The sequence below is a fragment of the Rhodocaloribacter litoris genome (genome assembly GCF_011682235.2).
Taxonomy (GTDB): domain Bacteria; phylum Bacteroidota; class Rhodothermia; order Rhodothermales; family ISCAR-4553; genus Rhodocaloribacter; species Rhodocaloribacter litoris.
Genome location: NZ_CP076718.1, coordinates 144,635 through 168,209 on the forward strand (window position 1 = coordinate 144,635; position 23,575 = coordinate 168,209).

Sequence of the window (23,575 nt, forward strand, 5' to 3'; positions counted from 1 at the left end):
GAACGATTTGAGCGACGAAGAGCGGGTGTTCCTTCAGGACCGGATGCCGTTGCCGGCGACGGCGGCGTTTTCCTCGTACTTCCTCCAGTCGGCCAGGAAGCGTTCGAGCCCGATGTCGGTGAGCGGATGCTTGATGAGCTGCTTGATCACACCGAAGGGCATCGTCGCCACGTCGGCCCCGGCCAGGGCGGCCTCCACCACGTGCATCGGATGGCGGATCGAGGCGGCCAGCACCTCCGTCTCGAAGCCGTAGTTGGCATAGATCTGCACGATCTGCTCGATCAGCTCCATCCCCGGCGTCGAGATGTCGTCGAGCCGGCCGATGAAGGGGCTGATGTAGGTGGCCCCGGCCTTGGCCGCCACGAGCGCCTGCGTGGGCGAGAAGCACAGCGTGCAGTTGGTGCGGATGCCCTCGGCCGCAAGCGCCCGGATGGCCTTGATGCCGTCGAGGATCAGCGGCACCTTCACCACCACGTTGTCGTGGATCTTGGCCAGGGTGCGGGCCTCGCGCAGGATGCCGTCGAAGTCGGTGGCGGTCACCTCGGCCGAGACGTCCCCGTCGACGATCTCGCAGATGGCGCGGATGTGCGCGTGAAAGTCGGCGCCGCCGGCCTTCATCATGAGCGAGGGGTTGGTGGTGACGCCGTCGAGCACGCCCATGGCGTTGGCCTCGCGGATCTCGTCGAGGTCGGCCGTATCGATGAAGAATTTCATGGTGGGTTCAGGATTGCAAATCAGCGGGTGACGGGTACAGACGTCGTCTGCCGGAAGTATCTTCCAGGTGCCTATTACGCCCGGCCCGCCGTTGGGTTTGGCAAAGAATCGACAGATCGGGTAATCTAAAGCTGGAAACCTGAAAATCCGAAATCCGCCATGTACCTCTGCCTGTTTGAAGACGAGACCGTCGAGCACCTGAACCCGCTGGTCCGGACGCGGGCCGTCTACGACCTGCGGCTCGGCATCCGCACGGTGCTGGAGAACACCCGTGCGGCCTTCGGGGACCCGCCGTTGCTGCTGCACACCCGCCGGCACGTAGCGGCGGTGACGGCCCGGATGCATCCGGGCGCCGACGCCCTGGTGGGTCACATCCCGGAGGGTCTCGGCGTGCTGTTCGTCAACGGGCGGTACGTTGCCGAGGCGAGCCCGCTGCTCGAAAGGTTGCAGGGGGCCGCCCGCGCGGCCGAGCCGGCCCGTGTCTTCGTGCAGGGAAGCGACGTGGTGGCCGCCTGGGTCCCCGAAGCCGGGAAGGCGCGCCTGACCGGCGAGGTCGTCACCCGCGAGACCTTCGCCGACCTGCCCGAGGAGCCGGTCGAAGGGGCCGTGCTCCTGGCCCGCCTCTGGCACCTGCTCGATGCCCGGGATGCCGCCCTGCGCCGCGACTTCGCCGCGCTGACGAAGGGGTACCGGATCTACGAGCGTCCCGGCGCCGACATCCGGGAAGGGGCCCGGCTCGTCCACGGCGAGCAGGTCTACGTAGCCCCCGGCGCCGTCGTCCACCCGGGCGCCATCCTCAACGCCGAAGACGGCCCCGTCTACGTCGACGCGCAGGCCGTGGTCATGGAGCAGGCCGTCGTGCGGGGCCCGGCCTACATCGGCCCGCACAGCCAAGTCCGCGTCGGCGCGCTGCTCGACGGCTGCGTACTCGGGCCCTGGAGCAAGGTCGGCGGCGAGGTCTACCACAGCATCATCGACGGCTACTCGAACAAGGCCCACAGCGGCTTCCTCGGCGACGCCTACCTGGGGCGCTGGTGCAACATCGGTGCCGGCACGAACAACTCGAACCTCCGAAACGACTACGGCCCCGTCCGGCTCTACAACGAACGGCTGGGCACCTACGAGACTACCGAGCGCCAGTTCCTCGGCCTGTTCCTGGCCGACCATGCCAAGTGCGGCATCGACACCATGTTCAACACCGGCACCGTCGTCGGGGTGGCGTGCAACCTCTACGGGGCGGGCTACCACCCCACCTACCTGCCCTCCTTCATCTGGGGCAGCCCCCAGGACCGCTACACCACCTATCGCCTCCCCAAGGCCCTCCGCGTGGCCGAAACCGTGATGGCCCGCCGCCAGGTCCCCTTCACCGACATCGACCGGGAACTGCTCACGACCGTCTTCGACCAGACCGAAGCGGCACGAGCGGCGTTCCTGGCGTGAGGCGGTGCAGGTTTCACGTTCCGTTTTCCAGGTTCCGGCCATCGTGAAACCCGGAACGTTCAACGTGAAACGGTCACCTTTCCGCTTTCACCACGATCATCGTCAGGTCGTCGCTGAGGGCGGAGGCCTCGCCGGTAAAGCGGCGGACGTCGGCCAGCACAGCGTCGAGAAGGGCCGGGGCGGATGCCCGGCGGTGGGCCTTCAGGACGGCCTCCAGGCGTTCCTCACCGTACTCCTCCCCGCCGGGACTCATGGCCTCGGTGACCCCGTCGGTGAAGAGGACCAGCACGTCGCCCGGCGCGAGCGTGACGGTGCCGCGTTCGTAGGTCGACGCGGAAAAGACCCCGAGCAACAGACCGCCCTTCTCCAGCAATGCGACGGAGCCGTCGTCGCGCACGAGCACCGGCGGGTTGTGCCCGGCGTTGACGTACTGGAAAGAGCGGTCGCGGGCGTCGTAGATGCCGGTGCAGAGCGTGATGAACTTGTCGTAGTCCGTGTTCTCGCAGACGACCCGGTTGGCATGGGCGACGGCTTCTTCGAGCGTGATGTCCATCGGGGCCATGACGTGGATACACGCCTGCAGGTTGGACATGAGGAGCGAGGCTGGAAGGCCCTTGCCCGTCACGTCGGCGATGGCCAGCAGGAGGCGGTCGTCGTCCAGGCGGAGAACGTCGTAGTAGTCACCGGCGACGTAGCGGCTGGGCAGGGCGACGGCGGCGATCTCCAGGCCGCGCAGCGCGGGAAGGCGCTGCGGCTGGAGCTTCATCTGGATCGCCCGTGCCAGGCGCATCTCCTCCTCCAGCCGTTCCTTCTCGATCTGTTGTTCGACGAGAAAGGCGTTCTGGAGCGAGACGAAGGCCAGATTGCCCAGGGCCGTCAGGAACTCGACGTCATCCGGCCGATAGGGCAGGCCGGTTCGCTTGGGGCCCAGGCACAGCATGGCACACGTCTCGCCCTGGTGCCGGATGGGCAGGGCCAGCACCAGCCCGCGCCGCCGGAGCCCGTCCCAGCGCGGATCCGCCTCCGCCTCGTCCTGTAGCAGCAGCATCGTCTTCAACTCACACAGGGCCTCGATCAGCTCGGGCTCGACCGGGTCTTCGCCCACGCCCCGGGCCGTGACGATGCGGAAGGCGTGCGGCCGGGCTTCTCCCTCGCGTTCGCCCATCAGGAACAGGTACTTGCCCACGAGCAGCTGCCCCATCAGGGCCAGCGAGAGCAGGTGCACGAGTCGCTCGCGGTCCACCGTGGCGTTGAACTCCTGGGACAGGTCGAACAGGGTGTTGAGCTGCTGGACCTTGGCGTCGAGGTCGCGGTTGGCCTGCCTGAGTTCGGCCACCATGAGCGAGTTGTGCACGGCCGCCGAGGCCATGTTGACCAGGGACTGGACGAACTCGAGCTCCTTGTTGCTGAAGGCCTCGCCGGTCATCTTCCCGCCCAGCCCCACGAACCCGATGTGACGGTGCCCGAAGACGATGGGCAACACGAGCACGACGCGGTGGACGGCCAGCGCCTCCGGTACGGCCTCGTCCCGGAGCAACGCGCCCCGGGCCTCCCCGTCCAGGCGCAGGCGCTCGCCACACCGGAGGTTTGCGATGCCTTTGACGGCAGCCACCTCGTAGCCGTCCTCGACCGGATCGTGGAGCAAAGCCACGCCCCGCGTGACGAGCAACTTGCTCATGGCGGTGAGCAGCAGGTTGTTGAGCACGAACTCGAGGTCAAGCGAGGTGCTGAGCAGCTGGCTCGTCTCGTGCAGGGCACGCAGGTCGAAGCGCTCGGTCTGCCGGACCGGCGGAGAAGCCTCGGGCATGACGGTCTCTCGTGGATCGGGGGTGTCGGCTCATCCTTCAACGGGAAGCCCGGGGGTGGGTCCCCCCCGGAAGATACGCCTTTTCATGCAACGCATGCCGGTCCGATCCGTTCATCCCGTCTCATCCAGGTGAACCACCTCGGCCTGCCGGAGCGTCCCCCCGTCGAGGACGAGGCGGACGCACGTCTTGACGCGGTGCAGGCCCTGGCGTCCTGCGGCGCCGGGGTTCAGGTAGAGCATGCCGCCGAGCTCGGCCACGCGTTCGATGCGGAGGATGTGGCTGTGCCCGCAGATGAAGACGTCGGGGGGATCGGCCCGGAGCGCCTGTCCCATGCCACGCTGCCACCGCCCGGGCCGCCCGGCGATGTGGGTCATCCAGAAGGACAGCCCGTCGAGCGTGAAGCGCTGGTGCTCGGGCAGGCGACGTCGCAGTTCCGGCCCGTCCACGTTGCCCCACACGGCCCGGGTGGGGGCGATGGCTTCGAGGCGGTCGAGCACCTCGGCCGTGCCGACGTCGCCCGCGTGCAGGATCAGGTCCGTGCCCGCCAGCACGTCCGGCAGGGCGGGATGGAAATACCCATGCGTGTCGGAAAGGATGCCGAGGAGCATAGGGGGCGGCCGGGCACGGGAAGCTTAACGCAGCATCAGGCGGGCACCGATGTGGAGACGGGCACTGGGCCACTCGCCCTCGTCGGGATGCCACTGCCTGAGCGGTACGGCCATATACGGGGCGATCTGGTAGGCGGGCCGGTCGAACTCGAGTCCGGTCCGTACCCATATGACCCCGCCCCGGAAGCGGGTGGTCGTGCGCTCGCCGTCCGCATCGACGAGCCTGCCGTCCGGCCCCACCTCGCCGAGTTCGATCAGGTCATACCGCCCGGCCTCCCCGAGGAAGGTGACGAAGAGGTTGCTGCCGGCCGGATCGAAGAGGATGTTGTAGGACATCATGAGGTGCGCCTCCCAGCCGAGCGCGCGGGTCCGGATGAGCGCCCGGTCGGCCGGCGTGGTGACGACGGGGTCGTCCGGATCGGGGGGCGGGACCTCCAGGCGCACCAGTTGCTGGTAGCCGATGCGTATCCGCCGCAGGCCGAGCGCAAAATCCGTGGTGAGGGTGGGCGAGGCCGGCGAGGTGTAGAGAAACGCCAGGTCCATCTGCGGAAAGCCCACCCGTCCTTCCGAGGCCGGGTCGACGGCCAGCCGGAAGGCGTAGTCCTGCGTGTCGACCGTGCGGTAGTACTTCAGCGCCACCCAGTTGACCGCAAGCTTCCGTCCGGCCGTCCCGCCCACGGCGTCCATGAGGATGGCCAGGTCGAAGCGGCTCGAGAGCTGATAGTCGAAGCGCAACCCGAGCGCGAACGGGTCCGCGTTGGGCGAGGGAATGTCGCCGTCGGACTGGATGAAACCGGCCGGCCGGTAGGAGACTTCGGCGGTGAGGGCGTAGCGATCGAAGAAGATGCGGCGGGCGGTCTCGTCGCGGTAGAACGGGTCATAGACGCGCAGCGGTCGCTGGGCGGCGGCTTCCGGCAGGGTGCTGCCGCAGAACAGGAGCAGCCCCAGCAGGGCTACCCTGCGCACGCTGAAAACGGTATCGACAGGCCGTCGCATAAGCTTGACGGAAGACGGCGGCACATGGGCCGGCGGAGCGGGCATGCCCACGCCGTTGGGTGCGTCGCCCGCTCCGGCTGTTACGACGCTAGAGCGCCAGCGTTTCACCGGGCTTGAGCACTTTCGGCTCGAACCCCGCCGTGCGCATCCGCCGGGCCCATGCCTCCACATCGACCTCGATCAACGGGAAAGTACCGTAGTGGATGGGGATGACCAGTCCGGGCCGGATGAGCCGGGCCGCCCGGATCGAATCTTCCGGCCCCATGGTGAAGCAGTCGCCGATGGGCATGAGCGCCACATCCACCGTGTGGTCTTCTCCGATCCAGGCCATCTCGGCGAACGGGCACGTGTCACCGAGCGCATAGACGCACTTGCCCTCGATGTGGAGCAGGTAGCCGTTCGGGTTGCCGCCGTAGGTGCCGTCCGGAAAGGAGGACGAATGCCGGGCATAGGTCTGCGTGACCCGCCCCCAGGCGAACGTCCAGGACCCGCCCGTATTCATCGGCAGGACGTTCTCATGGCCGTGCTGCTTCTGCAGGTACTGTGTGATCTCGAAGTTGGCCACCACCTGCGCGCCCGTGCGCCGGGCGATGTCGGGCGTATCCCCCCAGTGATCGCCGTGGGCATGGGTCAGAAGGATGACGTCCGGGTTGAGGTCGCCGGCCTGCACGACCCCCTCCGTATGGGGGTTGCCGGTAAGGAAGGGATCGACCAGGATCGTGGTGTCGCCGGTCTCGATCTGAAAAGCCGAATGGCCGAAATAGGTGAGCTTCATGGGGCGTCGTGTTTTAAATGGTTCCACGTTTCACGTTCCACGTTCCACGTCATGTTTCACGTTCCGGGGTAAGGTCCGGCGCGGTCCTGGCGCGTCGTCGAGGCCGTCACGCGGGTGATTCTCACGTCCGGCGGGCGATGCGGTAGAGCCAGAGCACGAAGCAGGCGAAGGCAAGCACTCCGAGCACGTCGGCGACGGTATCGAAGCCGTCGGGAGCCAGGCGCAGCACGTCCGTGCTCTGCGCCGCGGCGAACGGGATGGCCAGGACGATACCCACCAGCGCCTCGCCCGTGATCAGCCCGGAGGCGAAGAGCAGGCCGCGGCGGTTGGCCCGGGCTGCGGCCGCCTCGTAGTCCCCTCCCAGCGTCTCCCGGCGACGCCGCAGGTACCGGCCGGCAAACAGGGCCACCATTCCCCCCACAAAAATCGGTACCGAGAGTTCCAGCGGCAGGTAGATTCCCACGGCCACGGCCAGCACGGGCGTGCGGAAGCCCGATCCGCGGGCTTCGAGCACCTTGTCCAGCGCGATGATCGCCACGGCGATGGCCACCCCGATCCAGATCATCGTCCACGGCAGGTTGCGCAGGAAGACACCGGAGGCGACCGAACTCATGAGCGTGGCCTGCGGGGCCTGAAGCGCCTCCGTCGGATCCATACCGGGCCGGGGGAACACGTCGCCCAGGCCGTAGGCGGAGAAGAGCAGTTGCAGCACCGGCGCGATGACCAGTGCCCCCGCGGCCACCCCGACCATCTGCATGATCTGCTGCTTGTAGGGCGTGGCCCCCACGATGTGCCCGGCCTTCAGGTCCTGCAGGTTGTCCCCGGCGATGGCCGCCGCACAGGCCACGATGCCGCCGACCAGGATGGCCGTCGCGGCGGCGGCCGTGGCCCGCTCGGCGTCGACGGCGAAGTCGACCTGCAGGCCGAGCAGCGCCAGCAGCACGAGCGAGACAGTCAGGATCGTGGCGATGGTCACCCCCGAGATCGGGTTGTTCGACGAGCCGACGAGCCCGGCCATGTAGCCGGCCACCGAAGAAAAGAGGAAGCCGGCCACGAGCGCGAAAAGGAGCCCGATCCCGAGGGTGCCCCAGTACAGCCCGGCCGAGATGTCCAGGTGTCCCGGATCGATGACGTACAGGAAGACGACGAAGATGGGCACGGCCAGCGCCAGCGTCCCGTAGAGGACGATGTGGATGGGCGTGTCCCGCTCGGTGCGCAGGATGTCCACGGCCTCGCCCCGGCGGGCAGCCCGGACGGCCTCCAGCGACGAGCGAACCCCGTCGCGGATGGGTTTGATGAGCGCCAGCAGGGCCCACAGGCCCCCCGTAGCCATGGCCCCGACGCCCATGAACCGGATCTCGGCGCTCCAGATCGCCTCGGCCGCCGCATAGCCCGTGGCCCCGCCCGTGACGGCGGCAACGGTCTCCGGATCGGCCAGCAGCGTGAAGAGCGGGATGCCGAAGAGCCACGAGATCAGCCCCCCGGCGAAGATGAGCACGGCGATGTTCAGCCCGACGATGTAGCCGACGCCGAGCAGGGCCACGCCCAGTTCACTCCCGTAGCCGAAGACCATGCCGCCGGTCGTGAACGCCCCGGACGCCTTGCCCGCCACGAGCTTGAAGCCGGACTGGAACAGCTTCAACACGGCCCCGGCCACCCCGGCGAGGGCGATGTACCGGGCCCCCTCGCCTCCTTCGGTACCGGCCTTGAGCACCTCGCCGGTGGCCACCCCCTCGGGGAAGAGCAGCTTCGCCTCCAGGATGAGTGCCCGCCGCAACGGTATCGTGAACAGCACCCCCAGTACCCCGCCGCAGAGCGCGATCGCCATCGTGGGAATGAATTCGAAATCACTCCAGTAGTGCAGCATCACCAGCGCCGGCAGCGTGAAGATGACGCCGGCCGCCACCGACTCCCCCGCCGAAGCCGCCGTCTGCACGATGTTGTTCTCCAGGATGTTGTGTTCCCGGAAAAAGCGGAGCACGGCCATGGAGATGACCGCCGCCGGAATCGACGCGGACACCGTCATGCCGACCTTCAGGCCCAGGTAGGCGTTGGCACCGGCCAGGATGGCCGAGAGCAAAAACCCCAGCACCAGGGCCTTGACGGTGATCTCGGGCAGCGACGTGGTGGCCGGGATGAACGGCCCGGCCACCACCTCCCCGCGCGCACTCGCTTCGGAAGGATGTTTCATGGATGACACGTCGTGGTTCGTTCGGAAGCGCTTTTCGCCAAAAAAATCCGGCGCCTCATTTCGCCAGCACCATCTGCCGGGTCTGCACGCCGCCGGCGGTCCGCAGGTGAATGAAGTAGGTGCCGCTGGGCAGATCACCGGCCTCAAAGTGTACCTCATGATAGCCTTCCCCCTGCTCTTCATCGACCAGCACCGCCACGAGCTGGCCCGAGAGGTCCCACACCGCAAGGCGCACGTGCTGGCGCTTTTGGAGGCTGTAGGAGATCGTGGTGGCCGGGTTGAAGGGGTTGGGGAAGTTGCCGATCAGGAGCGCGTCGGGTTCTTCCGTGCCCCCCAGGCCCATCTTGATGGTCCCCGAGACGCGCTCACTGCCGTTACGAAACCGCTGGCGGATCCGGTAAAAGCGGACTCCGCCGCCGGGATCGGGGTCGAAGAAGGAGAAGCGTACCGCTCCGCCCGGCGCATGGACGCCGGCGGCAGCCGCGCCCGGCTCCAGGCGCCCGACCTCCTCGAAGTGGCGACCGTCCCCGGAGCGTTCGACGATGAAGGCCTCGGTCTGCCGGTCCTCGGTTTCCCAGGTGAGCCGGATGCCCTGCTCGTCGACGGTGCCACGCAGGTTACGTACGGGCAGGAAGAAGTCGAGGTCGGCGGGTTGCCGCCGGAGGCGGGGCGGCCGGCCGTCGATGAGGTGCTCCGGCACCGGCTGTTCAAAGCCCAGCACCACGCCCTGGCCGCCGAGGTCGGGCAGGGGTTCGTGCATCGTCCGGCGGATCTCGGCACGGGTACGGGAGCGAGCCCAGAGCCGCAGCTCGTCGAGCCGCCCGGTGAAGGGACGCCCCCCGGCACGGCGGCCCGGGGCCGGCAGGCGCCCTCCCACCGCCACCCCGCCCGGCATGTCGATGAAGGGCAGGAGCTCATGAAAAAGGGAGTCGGCCGGCTGCCCGTCGAGGTACAGGCGGGTCCAGCCGGCGGCCGGGTCGTTCGTCACGGCCACGTGATGCCACCGGCCGTCGGCGACGGGGTGCTGCGTCCGCAGGGCGTGGTGCCGGCCCGGCTGCCCGTAATACGCCAGGAACCGCCCCCGGCCGTCGACGACGAGCTCGAGCGGGTACGCCGTCCGCTCTTCCCCGGTCCACGTCGAGAGGACGACCTCGTTCAGGCCGGTGGTACGCAGCCAGAACTCGACCGTGAACGCCGCCCGCAGGCCCAGATCGGGCACGGCCTGCCGGCGTAGCAGCAGGGGCACCGTCGCCGGATCGAACGCGAGGACCCGGTTCTCGCCTTCAAACGCCTGCCGGAGCGATACCGGCGCCGTCACCTGCAACGCATCCTGCCGTTCCAGCTGTACCCGTCCGGTGCGCACGTGCCGGAGGAGCGGGGTCAGCACACACAGGGCACGGCCGGGCAATTCCCCCGTCTGCACCCGAAAAACCAGTTCGTGCCCGCCCCGCAAGGGCTGCCCGGCCAGGACGTCGTAGGTGCCCGCCTGGCCGGAGACGGCCTGAACCGTCGCGGCAACGGGTTCGTACCCGTAGCGCAGGATCCTGACCTCGCGCAGTTGCCACCCCGCCGGCAGTTCGATCCGGAACCCATCGGCGACGCGACGCCCCTCCCACGTGACGAACAGGTTGGCCGCCTGGCCGGCCGTGAGGTGTTCGGGGACGTGTATCTCCTGGAACTGCCCGAACGCAGGCACCCCACCCAGCAGCATCGCCCAGACGATGCCCGGCCAGACACCCGCGTGCTTGCAGCAAGAGAACATCGGCTACGTTCCGGTGGGGGCGACAAACACAACGCACCGCAGCAAGCGACGGTCGCGCTGTGGGACGGGACGTAGCGCGTCCCGAACAGAACGGCGTCTAAAATAGGGGCGTGCCGCCACGGTGTCAATGCCGGCCCGGCCCGGCGCCCCCCGCACGGGCCGTCCTCCGGGTGCCGGGCCCCGGTCCCTACCGGATGTGGAAAGCTGCCAGGGCCTCGGCACGCTTCCACAGCTGCATGGCCTGCTGGAAGTCGGGCTCGATGGGGTTGAAGATGGGATAGCCGGCCTCGCTCCGGTAGAGGCGCTGGGCGAGTCGAGCCTTGAGCAGGGTGGCGAGCACCGCCCGGTGCGCCTCCGCCTCCGACCGGGCAAAGCGTCCTTCCGCGGGAGCCGCCGCTCCGTCGCTTACCAGGTGCAGCGGCCCCTCCTCCGCCGCATAGCGCCAGAACTCCTGCCAGAGCGCCTCGTCCACCTCGAACGTTTGCATGAAGGCCTCCTGACGATCCGCCCACTGCTCCCGGAGGGCACGTTCGTGGCGGTTGAACCAGTCGCGAATGAAGCGAACGTCGAGCGCACGCTCGCGAACGGCCATCACGACGGGAGCCAGGAAGGGATGGGTGCTGTCTGCGGTGACGACGACATCCGGCAGGATCCCCCCGCCCCCGACGACGACGCGCCCGTGCGCCGTCTTGTACTTGAGCGAATCGGGCACCTCGTCAAGGTTCAGCTCGCGCGTGGCGACCTTCTGCTCGAAATAGCCTTCGAGGTCACCGTTCTCGTAGGGCGTCTGGATGAGGCGACCGGCCGGCGTGTAGTACCGGGAGACGGTCACCTGCAGCACACTGCCGTCCGAGAGGGGGAACGGGCGCTGCACGAGCGCCTTGCCGAAGGTGCGGCGCCCGACGATGAGGGCCCGGTCGTGGTCCTGCAGGGCTCCGGCGACGATCTCGCTGCCGGAGGCCGAGTTGCCGTTGACGAGCACGATGACCGGCTCCTCCTCGAAGAGACCACCCGGCGTGGAGCGATCGACCTCACTCTCGGCCGGGTTGCGCCCGCGCGTATACACGATGGTCTTACCTGCCTTCAGGAGTTCGTCGGCCACCTGCACCGCCGTCTGCTTGATGCCGCCCGGGTTGTCCCGCAGGTCCAGGATGAGCCGCTGCATGCCCCGGGCTTTGAGGCGCCGCATGTGCTCGACGAACTCCTGGTGCGTGGTCATGGCAAAACGACCGATGCGGACGTAGCCGGTCCGGTCGTCGACCATATAAGCGCTGTCGATGCTGTAGAGGGGAATCTGGTCGCGGGTGATGACGAAATCGAGGGGCCTGCGGGCGCCGGGCCGGATCACCGTGACTTTCACCTTCGTCCCGACGAGACCCTTGAGCCGTTTCTGGATGGCCTGGGAGTTCATTCCGATGGCACTCGAATCGTTGATGGCGACGATGCGGTCGCCGGGCATGAGGCCGACCATCTCGCTCGGCCCGTCGGGGATGGTGGAGGTCACCTTGGCCGTATCCTTTTCGGTGGCCGCCGGCTCGAACCAGATGCCGATGCCGCCGAACGACCCGCGGTAACTCTCCTGCAACTCGGCCACCTCCTCGGCCGGGATGAAGGTCGAGTGGGGGTCGAGGGCCTTCAGCATGCCGGCGATGGCACTCTCGGCAAGCACTTTGGGATTCACCTTCTCGACGTACTGCCGGTCGATCACGAGGAAGGCGTCTTCGAGCTTCTTCAGTTGCTCGAAGGTGTCGTCACCGGAGACGGCAGCGTCGATCTGCATGCCCAGTGCCGCACCCAGCAACAGCAGGATCACGGCAAAGAGAAGGGAGCGCTTTTTCGGTCGCGTATGCATGACAACGTCGGTCGGTCGGCCTGATGGCGTGTTCGAGGGAGCGCAGCGGGCGAGCCGTCGCGGCGCGTACAGCATCAACGCGGCAGGCCGCCGGGCGTTTCAACGGAGGGGCGCACGTCCCTTTCCTGTAACCTTTTCACCGGCTGTAGCGTCTTTCCGGGCGTCGAAAAGGTCGACTTTCAATTGCGGGCGGCGCACAGCTCCAGCGTGAACCTGAACGAGTACGAACAACACGTCCTCCGTCACCAGCACCGGGTCTACGGCCTGGCCTGCTACCTGCTGGGTAACCGGGAAGAAGCCGAGGATGTGACCCAGGAGGTGTTGCTACGGCTGTGGGACCATCGCCATGCGGTGGATCCGGAGCGGCTGCCGGGCTGGCTGCTGCGCGTCACCCGCAACGCCTGCATCGACACGCTGCGCCGTCGACAAACCTACCGGAGCATGATCCGGAACGATCCGGAGGGGGTAGACAGCGCTCCGGCACCGGAACGGCTCCCGGACGCCCACGCCGCCACCACCCTGTTCCAGGAGCACCTGATCCAGGCCCTGAACCAGCTCGACGAACCCTATCGCAGCATCGTGATTCTCCGCGAAATCCAGGCGTTGAAATACGAGGAGATCAGCGAGGCGCTGGAGCTGCCGCTGAACACGGTGAAGGTGTACCTGCACCGTGCCCGCAAGACCCTTCGCAGGCTGTTAGAGGAGGTGTACGACCGTGCAACCGTTTGACCCACTGCCGGAGCCTGAGGACGACCTCATCGAGCGCTATCTCGACGGCGACCTGTCGCCCGGAGCGGCGGCGGCGCTCGAGCGCCGTCTGGCCGACGCCGGCCGGTCGGAGGTACTCCGGCTGGCCGAACGGATACGGGACGACCTTCGCACCCTACCCGTGCCGTCGTGTCCTCCTCATGTGACACGGGCGGTGTTGCAGGCGGCACGGCAGCGGGCCCGCAGGGACCGGCGCCGACACGGGCACCCACAGGATCGACGCTGCACCTGGCAACCGGTGCTGGCCATGGTCCTGCTGCTGGGCCTCGCCCTGGTGGCCGCCCTCATCGGCCGTCCCGCACAGCCCTCCCCGGACGACCCCGCCATACAACGCGCCCTGGTCGAGGTCAAGTGGACGCTTGCCCTCGTCTCCGAGGTAGGCCGCCAGACCGGAGCCTCCGTCAGCCGGGCCATGCTCGGCCCCCGCACCGACCTTCCCCGAGACGCTGCCGAACCCTCCAAGACGCCATGACACACACACCGACCGTGGCATACCGTGCCCGTCTCCTCACAGGCCTCCTGCTGCTCGTCCTGCCGGGCGTTCCGTCCTTCGCTCAGACCCCCCTCGAAGACGATCCCGGCTTCCTGGACCTGGCCTCGATGACCGCCTGGTTCGACCGGGAACCGACGCTGGAGGTGGACATCCAGGGTTCCTTGTTGCGCCTGGTCGCCGAAGCCTCTCGCTACGACGATCCCGAACTGGCCGACTTGCTGACCCGCCTGCGTGCCATCCAGGTTCGCGGCTTTCCCCTGCCCCGAACCCGCTTCAACGAGATCGCCCGCCGCACGGCCGAGGTGGCCACCCGCCTCGAAGCCGCCGGATGGGATACCGTCCTCCGCGTGCGCGACTACGACGAACAGGTGCACATGTACGTTCGCGTGCACGACAACGCCATCGCCGGCATGGTCGTCTTCGTCGTCAAACCCGGCTACGACGAAACAGTCTTCGTCAACATCGTGGGGGAGATCGACCCCGAGCAGGTCGGCCGCCTCGGGCGCAAGTTCAGCTTTGGACGGCTGGAACGCTGATCCGGCGCGTTTCAACGGATCGGAAACCCGCCATCCCCGGCCCGCCGTACCGGCCCCTCCTGCGCCGTGCGGACCGGTGCCAGAAACCCCGATCCGCCCTCGTCGTATGCCGGGGTGCTCGTACGCGGCTTCTTCTCTTCAACATCTACGGGACACACATGCGCAGCAAAGGTACGCTTGGTTTGCTCATCGTGCTCATGCTGGTCGGGCTGGCCGGCTGTGCCGGTTGTACCACCTACAACAACCTGGTCGAGGCCGAAGAGCGGGTGGAACAGGCCTGGGCCAACGTGGAGACGACCTACCAGCGACGGGCCGACCTCATTCCCAACCTGGTCAACGTCGTGAAAGGGGCGGCCGACTTCGAACAGGAGACGCTGGAGGCGGTCACCAGCGCCCGCGCCCGGGCCACCTCGATCACGCTTTCGGTGGATGACCTGAGCGACCCGGCCAAGGTCGAACAGTACCTGGCGGCCCAGCAGCAGCTCGGCAGCGCGCTCGGCCGGCTCCTGGCCGTGGCGGAAAACTACCCGCAGCTCCGTGCCACGGAGGCTTTCCGCGACCTCCAGGCCCAGCTCGAAGGCACGGAGAACCGCATCAACGTGGCCCGGCGGGACTACAACGAGGCCGTCCGCGAATACAACGTCCGGGTGCGGCGTTTCCCGAACGCGCTCTTCGCCGGCCTCTTCGGTTTCGAGCCGCGTACGCCCTTCGAGGCCCAGCCCGGCGCCGAGAAAGCCCCTACGGTCGACTTCAACTGAGCGAGCATCGTGCGGTGGTTGCCAATCGTGATCGGCGGGTTACTGGCACTCGCGGCCCCGGCGGCGGCCCAGCGCATCGAGGTGCTGCCGCCTTCCGGCCGGTGGGTGACGGATAACGCAGACCTGCTCTCGCCCGCCGAGGAACGCATCCTGAGCGCCCGGCTCGCCGGCTATGCGGACACCACCTCCACGCAGATCATTATCGTGACGTTGCCGTCGCTCGGCGGGGTACCCGCCGCCGACTACGCCGTCGAGCTCGGCCGGCGCTGGGGCGTGGGCCAGCAGGGCAAGGACAACGGCATCGTCATCCTGGTCTCGCGCGACGACCGCGAGGTGTTCATCGCCACCGGCTTCGGCCTCGAAGGCGCCATCCCCGACGCGGTGGCCGCCCGCATCGTACGCAACATCATCATCCCCCACTTCCGCCAGGGACGCTTCTACGACGGCCTTTCTGCTGCCGTCGACGCCCTCATCCAGGCGGCCGCCGGCACGTTCACCGCCGAACCGGTACCCCGCTCCGCCCCCGGCGACACGCCCAACTACGCCCTGCTTTTCATCCTGCTCATCCTGGCCGTCTTTATCCTCTCCTCTCTGGGCAACCGGGGGGGAGGTCGCGGCGGAGGACGCCGATACCGCCACCGTCACGGCGGCCCGCCGGTCATCATCTGGGGAGGCGGCTGGGGTGACTACGGCGGCCGGCACGGCGGCTTCGGCGGCCTGGGCGGTGGCGGCTTCGGCGGCTTCGGCGGCGGGGGGGGCGGCTTCGGGGGCGGCGGCGCCGGCGGAAGCTGGTAGCGTGCGGCCCGGCATGCACGGCCCGGTCAAAACGTGTAGCGATGCCGGAGAACGACGTAACGATCCGTGTACTCGGCCTCGCCCCGATAGGTGTCGTACCCGAGTTGCAGTTCCAGTTCCATGTCCCGGCGGAGACGGTAGACGCCGCGCAGCAGCAACCCGATGCGGTCAGATCCGGGCAGGACAAGCGGCTCTCCTCCCGGGGTCAGGAACAGCTCCGTCTCGGCCGTATGGGTGTTCTGCACGCCGGCCGAGACGTCCAGTTCGGGCCGGCGCAGCCGGTAGCCGATCAATCCGGAAAGCGTGGTCAGCTTCCGGAGCGTACCCTGATCGCCCGACGTGACCAGGAGATGGTTCAACTGCATGTTGAAGTAGAGCGGGAACGGGAACGTCTCGTTCAGGCCGGCCGTGATCACCCGCGTGACGTTGTCGAGGGCGGGCAGCAGCACATCGCGGCGGTCGGTGTAGGTGTAGGAGAGGCTCAGGCCGTGCTGGTAGTCTCCCGAACGCGCCAGATGGTACCCGCCCACGGAGAACGACCGCACCCGGGTGTCCGAGGCCGGGTCACCGGTGCCCTCGCGGGTGGTGCTGCGGTTGTGCAGGCGCAGGCTGGCGAAGAACCAGGTCGGACGGCGCCAGGGAGCAAGGGCAACCTGCCCGTAGAAAAGGTCGGCATTCAGGGAGGCACGGGTGGGGTCGTCACGCCGGGGGGTACCGTAGTGCTGGTAACGCAGCGTACCCGAGAGCCGGTCGCCGAGCAACTTGAACCGGTCCGTCAGGGTCAGCGAGCGCCGGTCGCTCAGCAGAAACGGGTTGCCGAAGGCGACGTAGGCCTCGCCCACCTGCCGCACTTCCGCCGTGAAGGTGTGCCCGCCGGCGGCGACCCGCCCGCGCAGGTACCAGGCCAGCGACGAAAGCCGGTCGGGGCGCAGCGGAACGGTGGTCGTGTTGAAGGTGAAGAGCCACGCGAGATCGGCAGGGTCCACCGGGATATGCGTGTCGAAGAGGGAATCGATGCGGGCCCTGGTTGCCACCCCGCGGGCAACGTCTTCGGTGGTGAGGCTGAGGGCCCCCCCGCCTTCGAAGTAGAGACGCCCCTGCAGGAGGCGCAGGCTCAGGCTGCTGCCGGCCACCAGGTTTTCCATCGGCGTGAGGCCGGTGGCCTCGGCCAGGTCTTCGGGCAGCGAGCCGGCATCGTCGCGGGCGCGGGCCACGTCGAGGTGCCAGAGCACGGAGCGCTCGCTGCCGACCCCGAGGCGCAGCGCCGTCAGGGTGCGCGTGAAGGCGGCCGGGCCGCTGATCGCGCCGGGCAGGCGTTCGGGCTCGATGCCGCGCCGGAGTTGCCCGTGCACCCCGGCCAGGCGCACGGGGTGGAGATAGAGTTCGGCCCGGATACCACGCGTGCGGGCCCCGTCGAGCATGAGCGGGTTGTAGAGCGGCGTGTTGTCTCCGAGGAGCAGGGTCAGGTGCTCGGAACGAACCCCGACGAGGAAGCGGTTGCGCGGCTGGGCCCGGGGATCCTCGTCGGTAGTGAGATAGAGCCGCACCGGGAACGTAAAGGCGCCATACCGCCCTTCCGCCTCCGCCTGCAGCACGTAGGTACGCAGCGGTTCCTGCCGCAGGTCGCGCCGCCCGGAAAAGTCGGAGGTGCGGGTGTCGAGGATGGTGCTGCCGGTGAAGTCGAACCGGCGGGCGGGTCGTGGGGCCGTGGCAACCGCCGCGTCTTCGGCCGCGCCTGCCACACGAAACGACCACTGGAGCGCCGGCAGGCTGCTTCCCCCGGCTTCCTGCCCCTCGATGTGAAGCGTATGCCGGCCGGCACCGAGCCGGCGCGCATACAGAAGCCGTACCGAGGTGTCAGAGACCTTTGCCTGCCGCGTCAGTTCCTGCCCATCGAGGTAGAGGCGAACCGAGGCGGGATCGAGGCGCTTTCCCGCCTGCAACGTCACCACGACGAACAGGCTCCCGTCCTGCACGAGGGTGTCCGGGGTGGGGCTGTGTATCCGCCACGGCCCGTCGACGGCCTGCGCCGCCGCCGGGCTGCTCCCGACCCATACCAGCCCCATCAACAGGCTCACACCCTGAACGATCCTTAGCCGCATCGATAATCTTGCTCCGTGCAACGGCCGTGCAGGCACCTTCACAACACCGGCCGGTCTGGTGGGAATCTCAAGAAAACACAACCTGCTCGCTAAAGCATCGGGAGAATACGCACTGGACTTAAGCCCCGCAAAAGGGACCGGCCCTGCACCAATACCCTTCACACCATCTTCCTACCCAAAACCTCCACCCTTGATTTGTCTCCAGCGGCCGTACCTCCCCGGAGGAAGGACCTTCTCCGGCGCACAGCGACCGGACGGCCGGGCGGACGACGCGGCAAAAACACATCGCCCCCGCCCGTGGAGAGCGGAGGCGATGTCATGCGCTCGAAAAGCCGGTGCGGGATCGCGTCGCTACTCGACCCGCTGGATCTTCTGGGTGCGGATGACCGGGCGTACGCCGCCCTCTTCGTAGAAGGCCACGACGTTCAGCGTATAGGTAACGCCGGGAGCAAAGACGGCGGGCGTGACGGCCCACGCGTTCTCCGGGACGTCCTGCTCCAGAATGGGCCGGTTCTCGTCATCGTAGACGCGGACACGGTAGCCGCTCACGCGTTGCTCGCCGACGTCCGGCCAGGTAAAGACGATCTCTTCGTCCTCATTGCCGGTGATCACCAGCACGTCGTTGCGCAGGGTGGCACCGGGCAACCTGCCGCTCATGACCTGGTCCGGATTGGCGATGGCCTGCTGCACGGTCTGCAGAGAGATCACGTTCGAGGTCCGAAACAGGGGAAACACCAGGAGCACAGCCAGCATGCCAAGGGCCAGAGCCAGGGCCGGAGCCCGCAGGGGACCTCCAAACACCTGCTCGCTCCAGGCCGTCAGGCGTCGCCAGAGCGTGTGCAGGCGCTCCCTCGCCACGGTAAGCAGAGACGGCGGCGCGGTCGTCTCCGGGGCAAGCACCAGCTGAAGGGCCTCCTGCGGCGTACGATGGGCTGCCGTCACGGGGGTCTCCAGGTCATACACGGCGGCAGCGTACTGCTGGTAGCACGTATAACAGGCTATGATGTGGGCTCGCACGGCCTCCTGGTCCGCCGGTGCCAGGGTACCCTCGACGAAGGCAGCCAGGCGGACCTCGTCGAGGTGCTCCGGCGCCGCCGGATCTTCCTCCGGGGCCCCGTAAAGGTGTTCCTGCATCAGGTGTCGCCCGATCCCGCGAAGCGCCCGGACACGCTCCAGTTCGGCCGCACACGTATTGCAGAACCGGACGTGCTTGTCGATGGCGCGCTGCACCGGCGGCTCATATCCCCCTTGCAGATACCGGATGACCTCTCCGACGGTCATCTGGATGATCGGGCACCCTGCCCGGACGGGTTGTTTCTTTTCCTGTGCCGTCATGATCATGGTTCTGACCCAGCGTTGGAGGCGCGTGGGCCGGCCTGCCGGGAAGCAGGTTCCGGTCCGAGCCCCATGTTTTTCAGCAAGGCTTTCAACCCCTTCACCGATACCGAACCCCGCACATCGAGCGTGTCGTCGAGCCAGTTGTAGGCTTCCGCGAGCACCTCGGGAAAGCGTTCCCGGAGGCGCTCGCCCACGGTTTTCAAGATGCTGTCCACCGACTGATAGACGGTGTGGATGGTGACGTTTCCGCTCCGGGGTATCACCGGCAGCGTCACGCCGAGGGTTTCGCAGCGCTCCAGGATCGTTTTGGCGTCGAGCTCTTTGTCGAACACCATGTCGAGCAAGATCTTGTGATGCTCCGGCAGTTCGCTGATCAGCAGGCAGACCTTTTCCCAGATCTGGTCCACGGCGTGCTGCATCGGCAGCAGGCGCGGCCCGTCTCCCCGGTCCTGCATGCCGGTGTCGTCGAGCATGCCCTCGGGGTTGCGCAGGATCAGGTGCAGGTTGCCGTTGGTCATCAGGGCATGCGTGACCCGCTCCTGTGCCTGTTCGGTCTCCTCGATCGAGAGGCCCACCTTGCGGGCGATCGTCTCGGTCGGGCGCTGCATCACCATTTGCTTGAAGACCCGCTGGTCTTTCGCCGGGAGGCGCTGGATCTCCGGGGGCAGGGTGATCTGATCGACGCGCAGGCGGCGCCGGTGCCGGATCCAGTCGGTGCGCAGGTGCCCGTGAAGCACCGCCGAGACGAACGTGTCGAGCCGGGCGCGGCCGTCGTAGTGTTTCAGCTTGCCGGTGCTCTGGTCGCGCTTGTACAGATAGTCAAAGATGAAGGCGTAGATCTCCAGCCCTTCGTCACAGCTGCGCCGGTCGTCACCGGAAGGTTGCACGCCGCCGGCCGCCAGCGCGTGAAAGACGCAGAAGACCCCGCCGCGCTTGTGGGGGCACGTCTCGTAGCACAGCTGCCATGCCCGGCGCCACACCCGGTCGGAAAACCGTTCGACGAACTGGTTCCAGGCCTCGGCATCACCGTCAAAGATGCGTTGGACCCAGGACAGGTCGCCTTCGTGGGTCTTGGCGTCGGCAGTCATCGATGGGTCGGGTTGGCATGTGCAACAAAGCAGGGTGGGGTGTATGCACACGCGGTCAATATACGGACGGAGGAACCTTTTTTATTTAGCTCCGCCGGAGAATTTCGGCTGCGACACGAACAAAAACCACACACAGGCAGCCGCGACGGCCGTGGGTTCTCACGGCAGGTATCGCGCCCGGCCGCACCCCCTTAAACCGGGGCGGCACGATTCGGAACGGTCGCCGGCGGCTTTTGCCTACCGCAGGGCTTCCCTGAGGCGATCGAGGTTGACGGCGCCCCAGCCGAAGCGTGGATCTTTCTCCCCGGCTTCGGCACCGGCCGGCGGGTCGACGCAGGTTCGCAGGAGCTGAAGGGCCCGGCTTGCCGGCCAGTCCGGATGCCGGTCGAAGATACGGGCGAGGGCGGCGGCCACCCGGGGCGCGGCGAAAGAGGTTCCCACCGGCCACAGGGCTTCCACCTCGCCCCGGCGTACCACCCCGTCGGCGGCGAAGTCGGGCCGCAGGCGGCCGTCGTTGGTCGGTCCCTGCGAGCTGTGCTCGAAATCGACGGCGGCCACGGGCACCACGGTTTCCGGCCGCGCCACGGCGAGCCCGGAAGCCAGGCTGCTGCGGCCTTCGGGGGCGGGGTCGCTATCCTCGGGCCAGGGGTACATGTAGAGTTCGAAGTGCGGCGGGGCCGCTCCGGGTCTGAGCCGGTGCGCCCGCACCTCCAGCCGGTACGGTTGCGTGCCGGGATAGGGGGGTACAAAACTGCGGATCCGCTCGGTCGGTTTTTCGAACCGCCCCCTCCCCTGCCGGTTGACCGACCGCATCGGATAGCCGCCGGCGTCGTAGAGGGGCTGGCCGGTCTCGTCCAGGAGGTACAGGTCCAGATCCACCTCGGGCTGCTCCCAGTCGTCCCAGCTCAGGAGAAAGTTGTAGACCTCCTCTCCGGAGAGAGAGAGCGTGAGCCCGTTGCGTTCCGGTGTAAAGTTGTGGCGTCCGTCGCCATCCGGGTCCGAGAAGCGCCCTTCCCAGTGGCTGCGGGCGAAGTTGCCGGCGGCAGCCACCAGCACCGCCCGTTCCCCGAGCATCTCGGCGAGGTTGGGCCCGAAGAGATAGCCGGTCCCGTCGTAGTGATCGTAGGCATCCATCCAGGAAACCGAGCTGGTGGCAACGCGCACGCCGAGCGAGTCCACGGCATAGCGCAGGGCGGCGCGAAATTCGAGCTCCGTTTCGAAGTTGAACAGGTGGAGGCGGCTCGCCTCCGGAAGGGTTTCGATCAGGGCCTGCACGGTGGTGAGGCCGTGTGCGGCGGCCTCGGGGCTCCGCCCGTCGAGGCGGCGGTCGCGCCGGAACGAGTACAGCGCGTACTCGACGCCTTCGGCTTCGAGCAGGCTGCGGAGACGCGGCACGTCGTAGCCGAACTCGAAGACGGCCACGCCGACCCCGGACGGATTCGATGCCGGCCGGGCCTCCGCGACGGTCCGGCGTGCCGGGGTGGGCGCGGGCGGGCGCGTGGCCTCGTGCGCCTCCTCCCGCCCGGAGAACCAGGGGGGAGCCGGCAGGGTCAGCAGGCGCAGGAAAGGCAATTGCACCAGGGCTGGCAGGCTGCTCACGGGCACGGAAAGCTGCAGCCAGGGCCCGTCTTCCAGGTCGATCTGGACGTTCGTGTTGAGCAGGGCCTGCCGGTCGAGCGGGGCCAGCGCCGGGGTGCGCAGCTCGGCCAGCAGCGTGAGGGTCACCTCCAGCTGTCCCTGCCGGAGGGCATTGTCCCAGGCCTGGCGGAGATCCCAGCCCACGTTGGCCTGGGGCGCCATCGTGAAGCGTACCGGTGCCGAACGGGCCAGCAGGTTGTCTTCCGGATCGAGAACGTCGACCTGCACAGCGTAGAGACGGCCCGGTTCCAGCAGCGGAGCCCCCGGCGGATAGTACATCGACGTGGCCTGCCGCACCGTCTGCACGAGCACCGGCGGCACGTCCGGCACCTCCTCGGCCGGATACCCGGCCTCTACCGGGAAGACGCTGACGCGATACCGCAGCGCATCGGCCGAATCGGCCCCGGCCACCTGCCAGACGAAGTGGACACCGGGCGCGACGACCGGCTGTTCCTCCACCGGGAAGACGATACGCACCCCGAGCGCCCGCGTGGGATCCCCGGGAACGCCCCCGGTGGTGTCGGCGGCGGCCGGACCGGCCGCCAGGGTGTCGTTGGCGGCGACGACAGCTTCTCCGGGGCGTGTGTCGGGGACTTCGATGAAAACCGTCGCGTAATCCATCACCTCGCCGGCGCGGGCCGTGACGGCCACGACCCCGGGCTGCTCCCCGGCCGTGAACCGCCCTTCCTCATCGATGGCACCGGCCCCGAGCGGTTGCAGGCTCCACGTCACCCGCACCCCGGGCAGGAGCAGGTCGGCGGCGTCGTAGGCCGCCGCACGAAAGAGGAACGTACCGCCGGGCGGCAGCGTGATCTCCTGCGGGCTGACCTCCAGGCGGGCCACCCCCTCACCGGCAACCCCGGCCGAAAGCACCGGCGGCAACCCGTCCGACGCCGCCACGTTCAGATCCTCCCTCGCCTCCACGACGAACCAGTACATCTCGCTCGGCTGCACCAGCGGGCCCGCGGCGGTCTCCACAATGGCCTCCACCTGCCAGGCATACGTCACCCCGGGGCGCAGGGCCTCGGCGAAGCTCGGGTAGGGCAGCACGGTCGCCGTCATGAGGCTGTCCCGGACGGCAAAGACCGGCCGGCTGCCGGCCACGTCTTCGGGCGAACGCTGGTGAGGTCGCACCTCGTAGAGGGCAAAGTTGAACCGTGCGGCGTCCGAGAGCCACTGGAAGATGGGGAACGGCGTCGCCACCACGTCCGGCTCCTGCCCGAAGGGCGTGCCTGGCCCCACGAGATCGAGTTGCCGCCCGGGGTTCTCCGTCACGATGACCCCTTCGCCCTCGGCGACCAGGGCCCCGCCCCCCGGCCCGGCCTCGTCGAACACCCGCACCTCGAAGACGTATTCGTCCGCCGGCAGCACATTGCGCTCCAGAGCCGTCTTCACCAGATCGGTACCGGCGTCGGCGACCTCGTACGTCTCGATGTCCCGGTTCGTGACCGGCACGACGGCGAAGGGCGCTACACGGCCCAGCCGCTTCGTGCCGGTGACGAGCACCCCGAACCGGGCCGAACGGACGTGGACTTCCAGGCGCAGATCCCGTTCCTGCTCGTCGTTGATCACGGTGGCGTGCAAGAAAACCGGCGCCCGCTCCGGACGGAGCGGGTCGAAGTCGGAGAGGCGCAGCAGTTGCACGCTCACCGTACGCACTTCCACCATCACCGCCCCCTGGGCCCGGGCTGCGGGCACCACCACGTCCCCCGGCAGGCCGGCGAGCAAAACCACCAGCCCGCCCAGGAGGCAGGCACAAAGATGACGAACAGGAATCATCAAGGATCGCCTTCGACACATACAACAAAACGGGTCGTCCCAACCGAACCACCCCGCACCGGTGAGACAATCCCGCGCGGGAGTCAGGACGGCAGGTTCACCCGGGTTCAGTTGCCATCAACCGGCTTTTTCAA

The 23,575-nt window shown here is 68.0% G+C and carries 18 protein-coding genes; 6 read left to right on the forward strand and 12 right to left on the reverse strand.

What is annotated here, in order from left to right; all coding sequences use genetic code 11:
* Positions 1-33: 33 nt before the first annotated feature.
* Positions 34-714 (reverse strand): fructose-6-phosphate aldolase, encoded by a 681-nt coding sequence (gene fsa, locus GQ464_RS00540; protein WP_166975672.1) that lies wholly within the window; start codon positions 712-714, stop codon positions 34-36.
* 159 nt (positions 715-873) lie between these two features.
* Here fsa and GQ464_RS00545 point away from each other — a divergent pair, with 159 nt between their 5' ends.
* Entirely contained in the window at positions 874-2,154 is a 1,281-nt protein-coding gene (locus tag GQ464_RS00545) for a putative sugar nucleotidyl transferase (protein ID WP_166975669.1), read from the forward strand.
* A 73-nt stretch (positions 2,155-2,227) separates the two neighbouring features.
* On the opposite strand, the gene GQ464_RS00550 is transcribed toward GQ464_RS00545, so the two are convergent.
* The 7 genes from GQ464_RS00550 to GQ464_RS00580 all read right to left on the reverse strand — a co-directional run bounded on the left by GQ464_RS00550 (position 2,228) and on the right by GQ464_RS00580 (position 12,146).
* Entirely contained in the window at positions 2,228-3,961 is a 1,734-nt protein-coding gene (locus GQ464_RS00550) for a SpoIIE family protein phosphatase (protein ID WP_166975666.1), read from the reverse strand.
* Between the two features lie 111 nt (positions 3,962-4,072).
* Entirely contained in the window at positions 4,073-4,570 is a 498-nt protein-coding gene (locus tag GQ464_RS00555) for a metallophosphoesterase family protein (protein WP_166975662.1), read from the reverse strand.
* A 24-nt stretch (positions 4,571-4,594) separates the two neighbouring features.
* Entirely contained in the window at positions 4,595-5,566 is a 972-nt protein-coding gene (locus GQ464_RS00560) for a hypothetical protein (RefSeq protein ID WP_166975659.1), read from the reverse strand.
* Between the two features lie 88 nt (positions 5,567-5,654).
* On the reverse strand, positions 5,655-6,341 hold the full coding sequence (locus tag GQ464_RS00565; protein WP_166975656.1) for a metal-dependent hydrolase: 687 nt from the start codon (positions 6,339-6,341) through the stop codon (positions 5,655-5,657).
* Between the two features lie 121 nt (positions 6,342-6,462).
* Positions 6,463-8,532, reverse strand: coding sequence for an OPT family oligopeptide transporter (locus GQ464_RS00570; RefSeq protein ID WP_166975653.1), 2,070 nt, complete (start codon positions 8,530-8,532; stop codon positions 6,463-6,465).
* A gap of 55 nt (positions 8,533-8,587) precedes the next feature.
* Positions 8,588-10,294, reverse strand: a complete 1,707-nt coding sequence (locus tag GQ464_RS00575) for a LamG-like jellyroll fold domain-containing protein (protein WP_166975650.1) — start codon at positions 10,292-10,294, stop codon at positions 8,588-8,590.
* A 187-nt stretch (positions 10,295-10,481) separates the two neighbouring features.
* Entirely contained in the window at positions 10,482-12,146 is a 1,665-nt protein-coding gene (locus GQ464_RS00580) for a S41 family peptidase (RefSeq protein WP_166975647.1), read from the reverse strand.
* 207 nt (positions 12,147-12,353) lie between these two features.
* Here GQ464_RS00580 and GQ464_RS00585 point away from each other — a divergent pair, with 207 nt between their 5' ends.
* The 5 genes from GQ464_RS00585 (at position 12,354) to GQ464_RS00605 (ending at position 15,496) form a co-directional block, all read left to right on the forward strand.
* Positions 12,354-12,875 carry an RNA polymerase sigma factor gene (locus GQ464_RS00585; RefSeq protein WP_166975644.1) on the forward strand — a complete coding sequence of 174 codons (522 nt, stop codon included), beginning with the start codon at positions 12,354-12,356 and terminating at the stop codon, positions 12,873-12,875.
* The gene (locus GQ464_RS00590; RefSeq protein ID WP_166975641.1) at positions 12,862-13,386 is read left to right on the forward strand and encodes a hypothetical protein; all 525 of its coding nucleotides are present in this window, start codon (positions 12,862-12,864) and stop codon (positions 13,384-13,386) included. Before GQ464_RS00585 ends, GQ464_RS00590 begins: the two co-directional genes overlap by 14 nt.
* Positions 13,383-13,943: a DUF4252 domain-containing protein gene (locus GQ464_RS00595; RefSeq protein WP_166975638.1), complete on the forward strand. Its 561-nt coding sequence runs from the start codon at positions 13,383-13,385 to the stop codon at positions 13,941-13,943. The genes GQ464_RS00590 and GQ464_RS00595 overlap by 4 nt, the downstream gene beginning before the upstream one ends.
* 158 nt (positions 13,944-14,101) lie before the next feature.
* Complete coding sequence (locus GQ464_RS00600; protein WP_166975635.1) at positions 14,102-14,701, forward strand: LemA family protein; 600 nt, start codon at positions 14,102-14,104, stop codon at positions 14,699-14,701.
* A gap of 9 nt (positions 14,702-14,710) precedes the next feature.
* Complete coding sequence (locus GQ464_RS00605; RefSeq protein WP_228350471.1) at positions 14,711-15,496, forward strand: TPM domain-containing protein; 786 nt, start codon at positions 14,711-14,713, stop codon at positions 15,494-15,496.
* A gap of 26 nt (positions 15,497-15,522) precedes the next feature.
* Here the strand turns inward: GQ464_RS00605 and GQ464_RS00610 are convergent, their stop codons facing one another.
* The 4 genes from GQ464_RS00610 to GQ464_RS00625 all read right to left on the reverse strand — a co-directional run bounded on the left by GQ464_RS00610 (position 15,523) and on the right by GQ464_RS00625 (position 23,441).
* Positions 15,523-17,598: a hypothetical protein gene (locus GQ464_RS00610; protein ID WP_166975632.1), complete on the reverse strand. Its 2,076-nt coding sequence runs from the start codon at positions 17,596-17,598 to the stop codon at positions 15,523-15,525.
* A gap of 351 nt (positions 17,599-17,949) precedes the next feature.
* On the reverse strand, positions 17,950-18,939 hold the full coding sequence (locus GQ464_RS00615) for a fibronectin type III domain-containing protein (protein WP_166975629.1): 990 nt from the start codon (positions 18,937-18,939) through the stop codon (positions 17,950-17,952).
* Positions 18,936-20,024 carry a hypothetical protein gene (locus GQ464_RS00620; RefSeq protein ID WP_166975626.1) on the reverse strand — a complete coding sequence of 363 codons (1,089 nt, stop codon included), beginning with the start codon at positions 20,022-20,024 and terminating at the stop codon, positions 18,936-18,938. Before GQ464_RS00620 ends, GQ464_RS00615 begins: the two co-directional genes overlap by 4 nt.
* A gap of 237 nt (positions 20,025-20,261) precedes the next feature.
* A complete protein-coding gene (locus GQ464_RS00625; protein WP_166975623.1) occupies positions 20,262-23,441 on the reverse strand; it encodes a S8 family serine peptidase in 3,180 nt (1,059 codons plus the stop codon).
* Positions 23,442-23,575 lie beyond the last annotated feature (134 nt).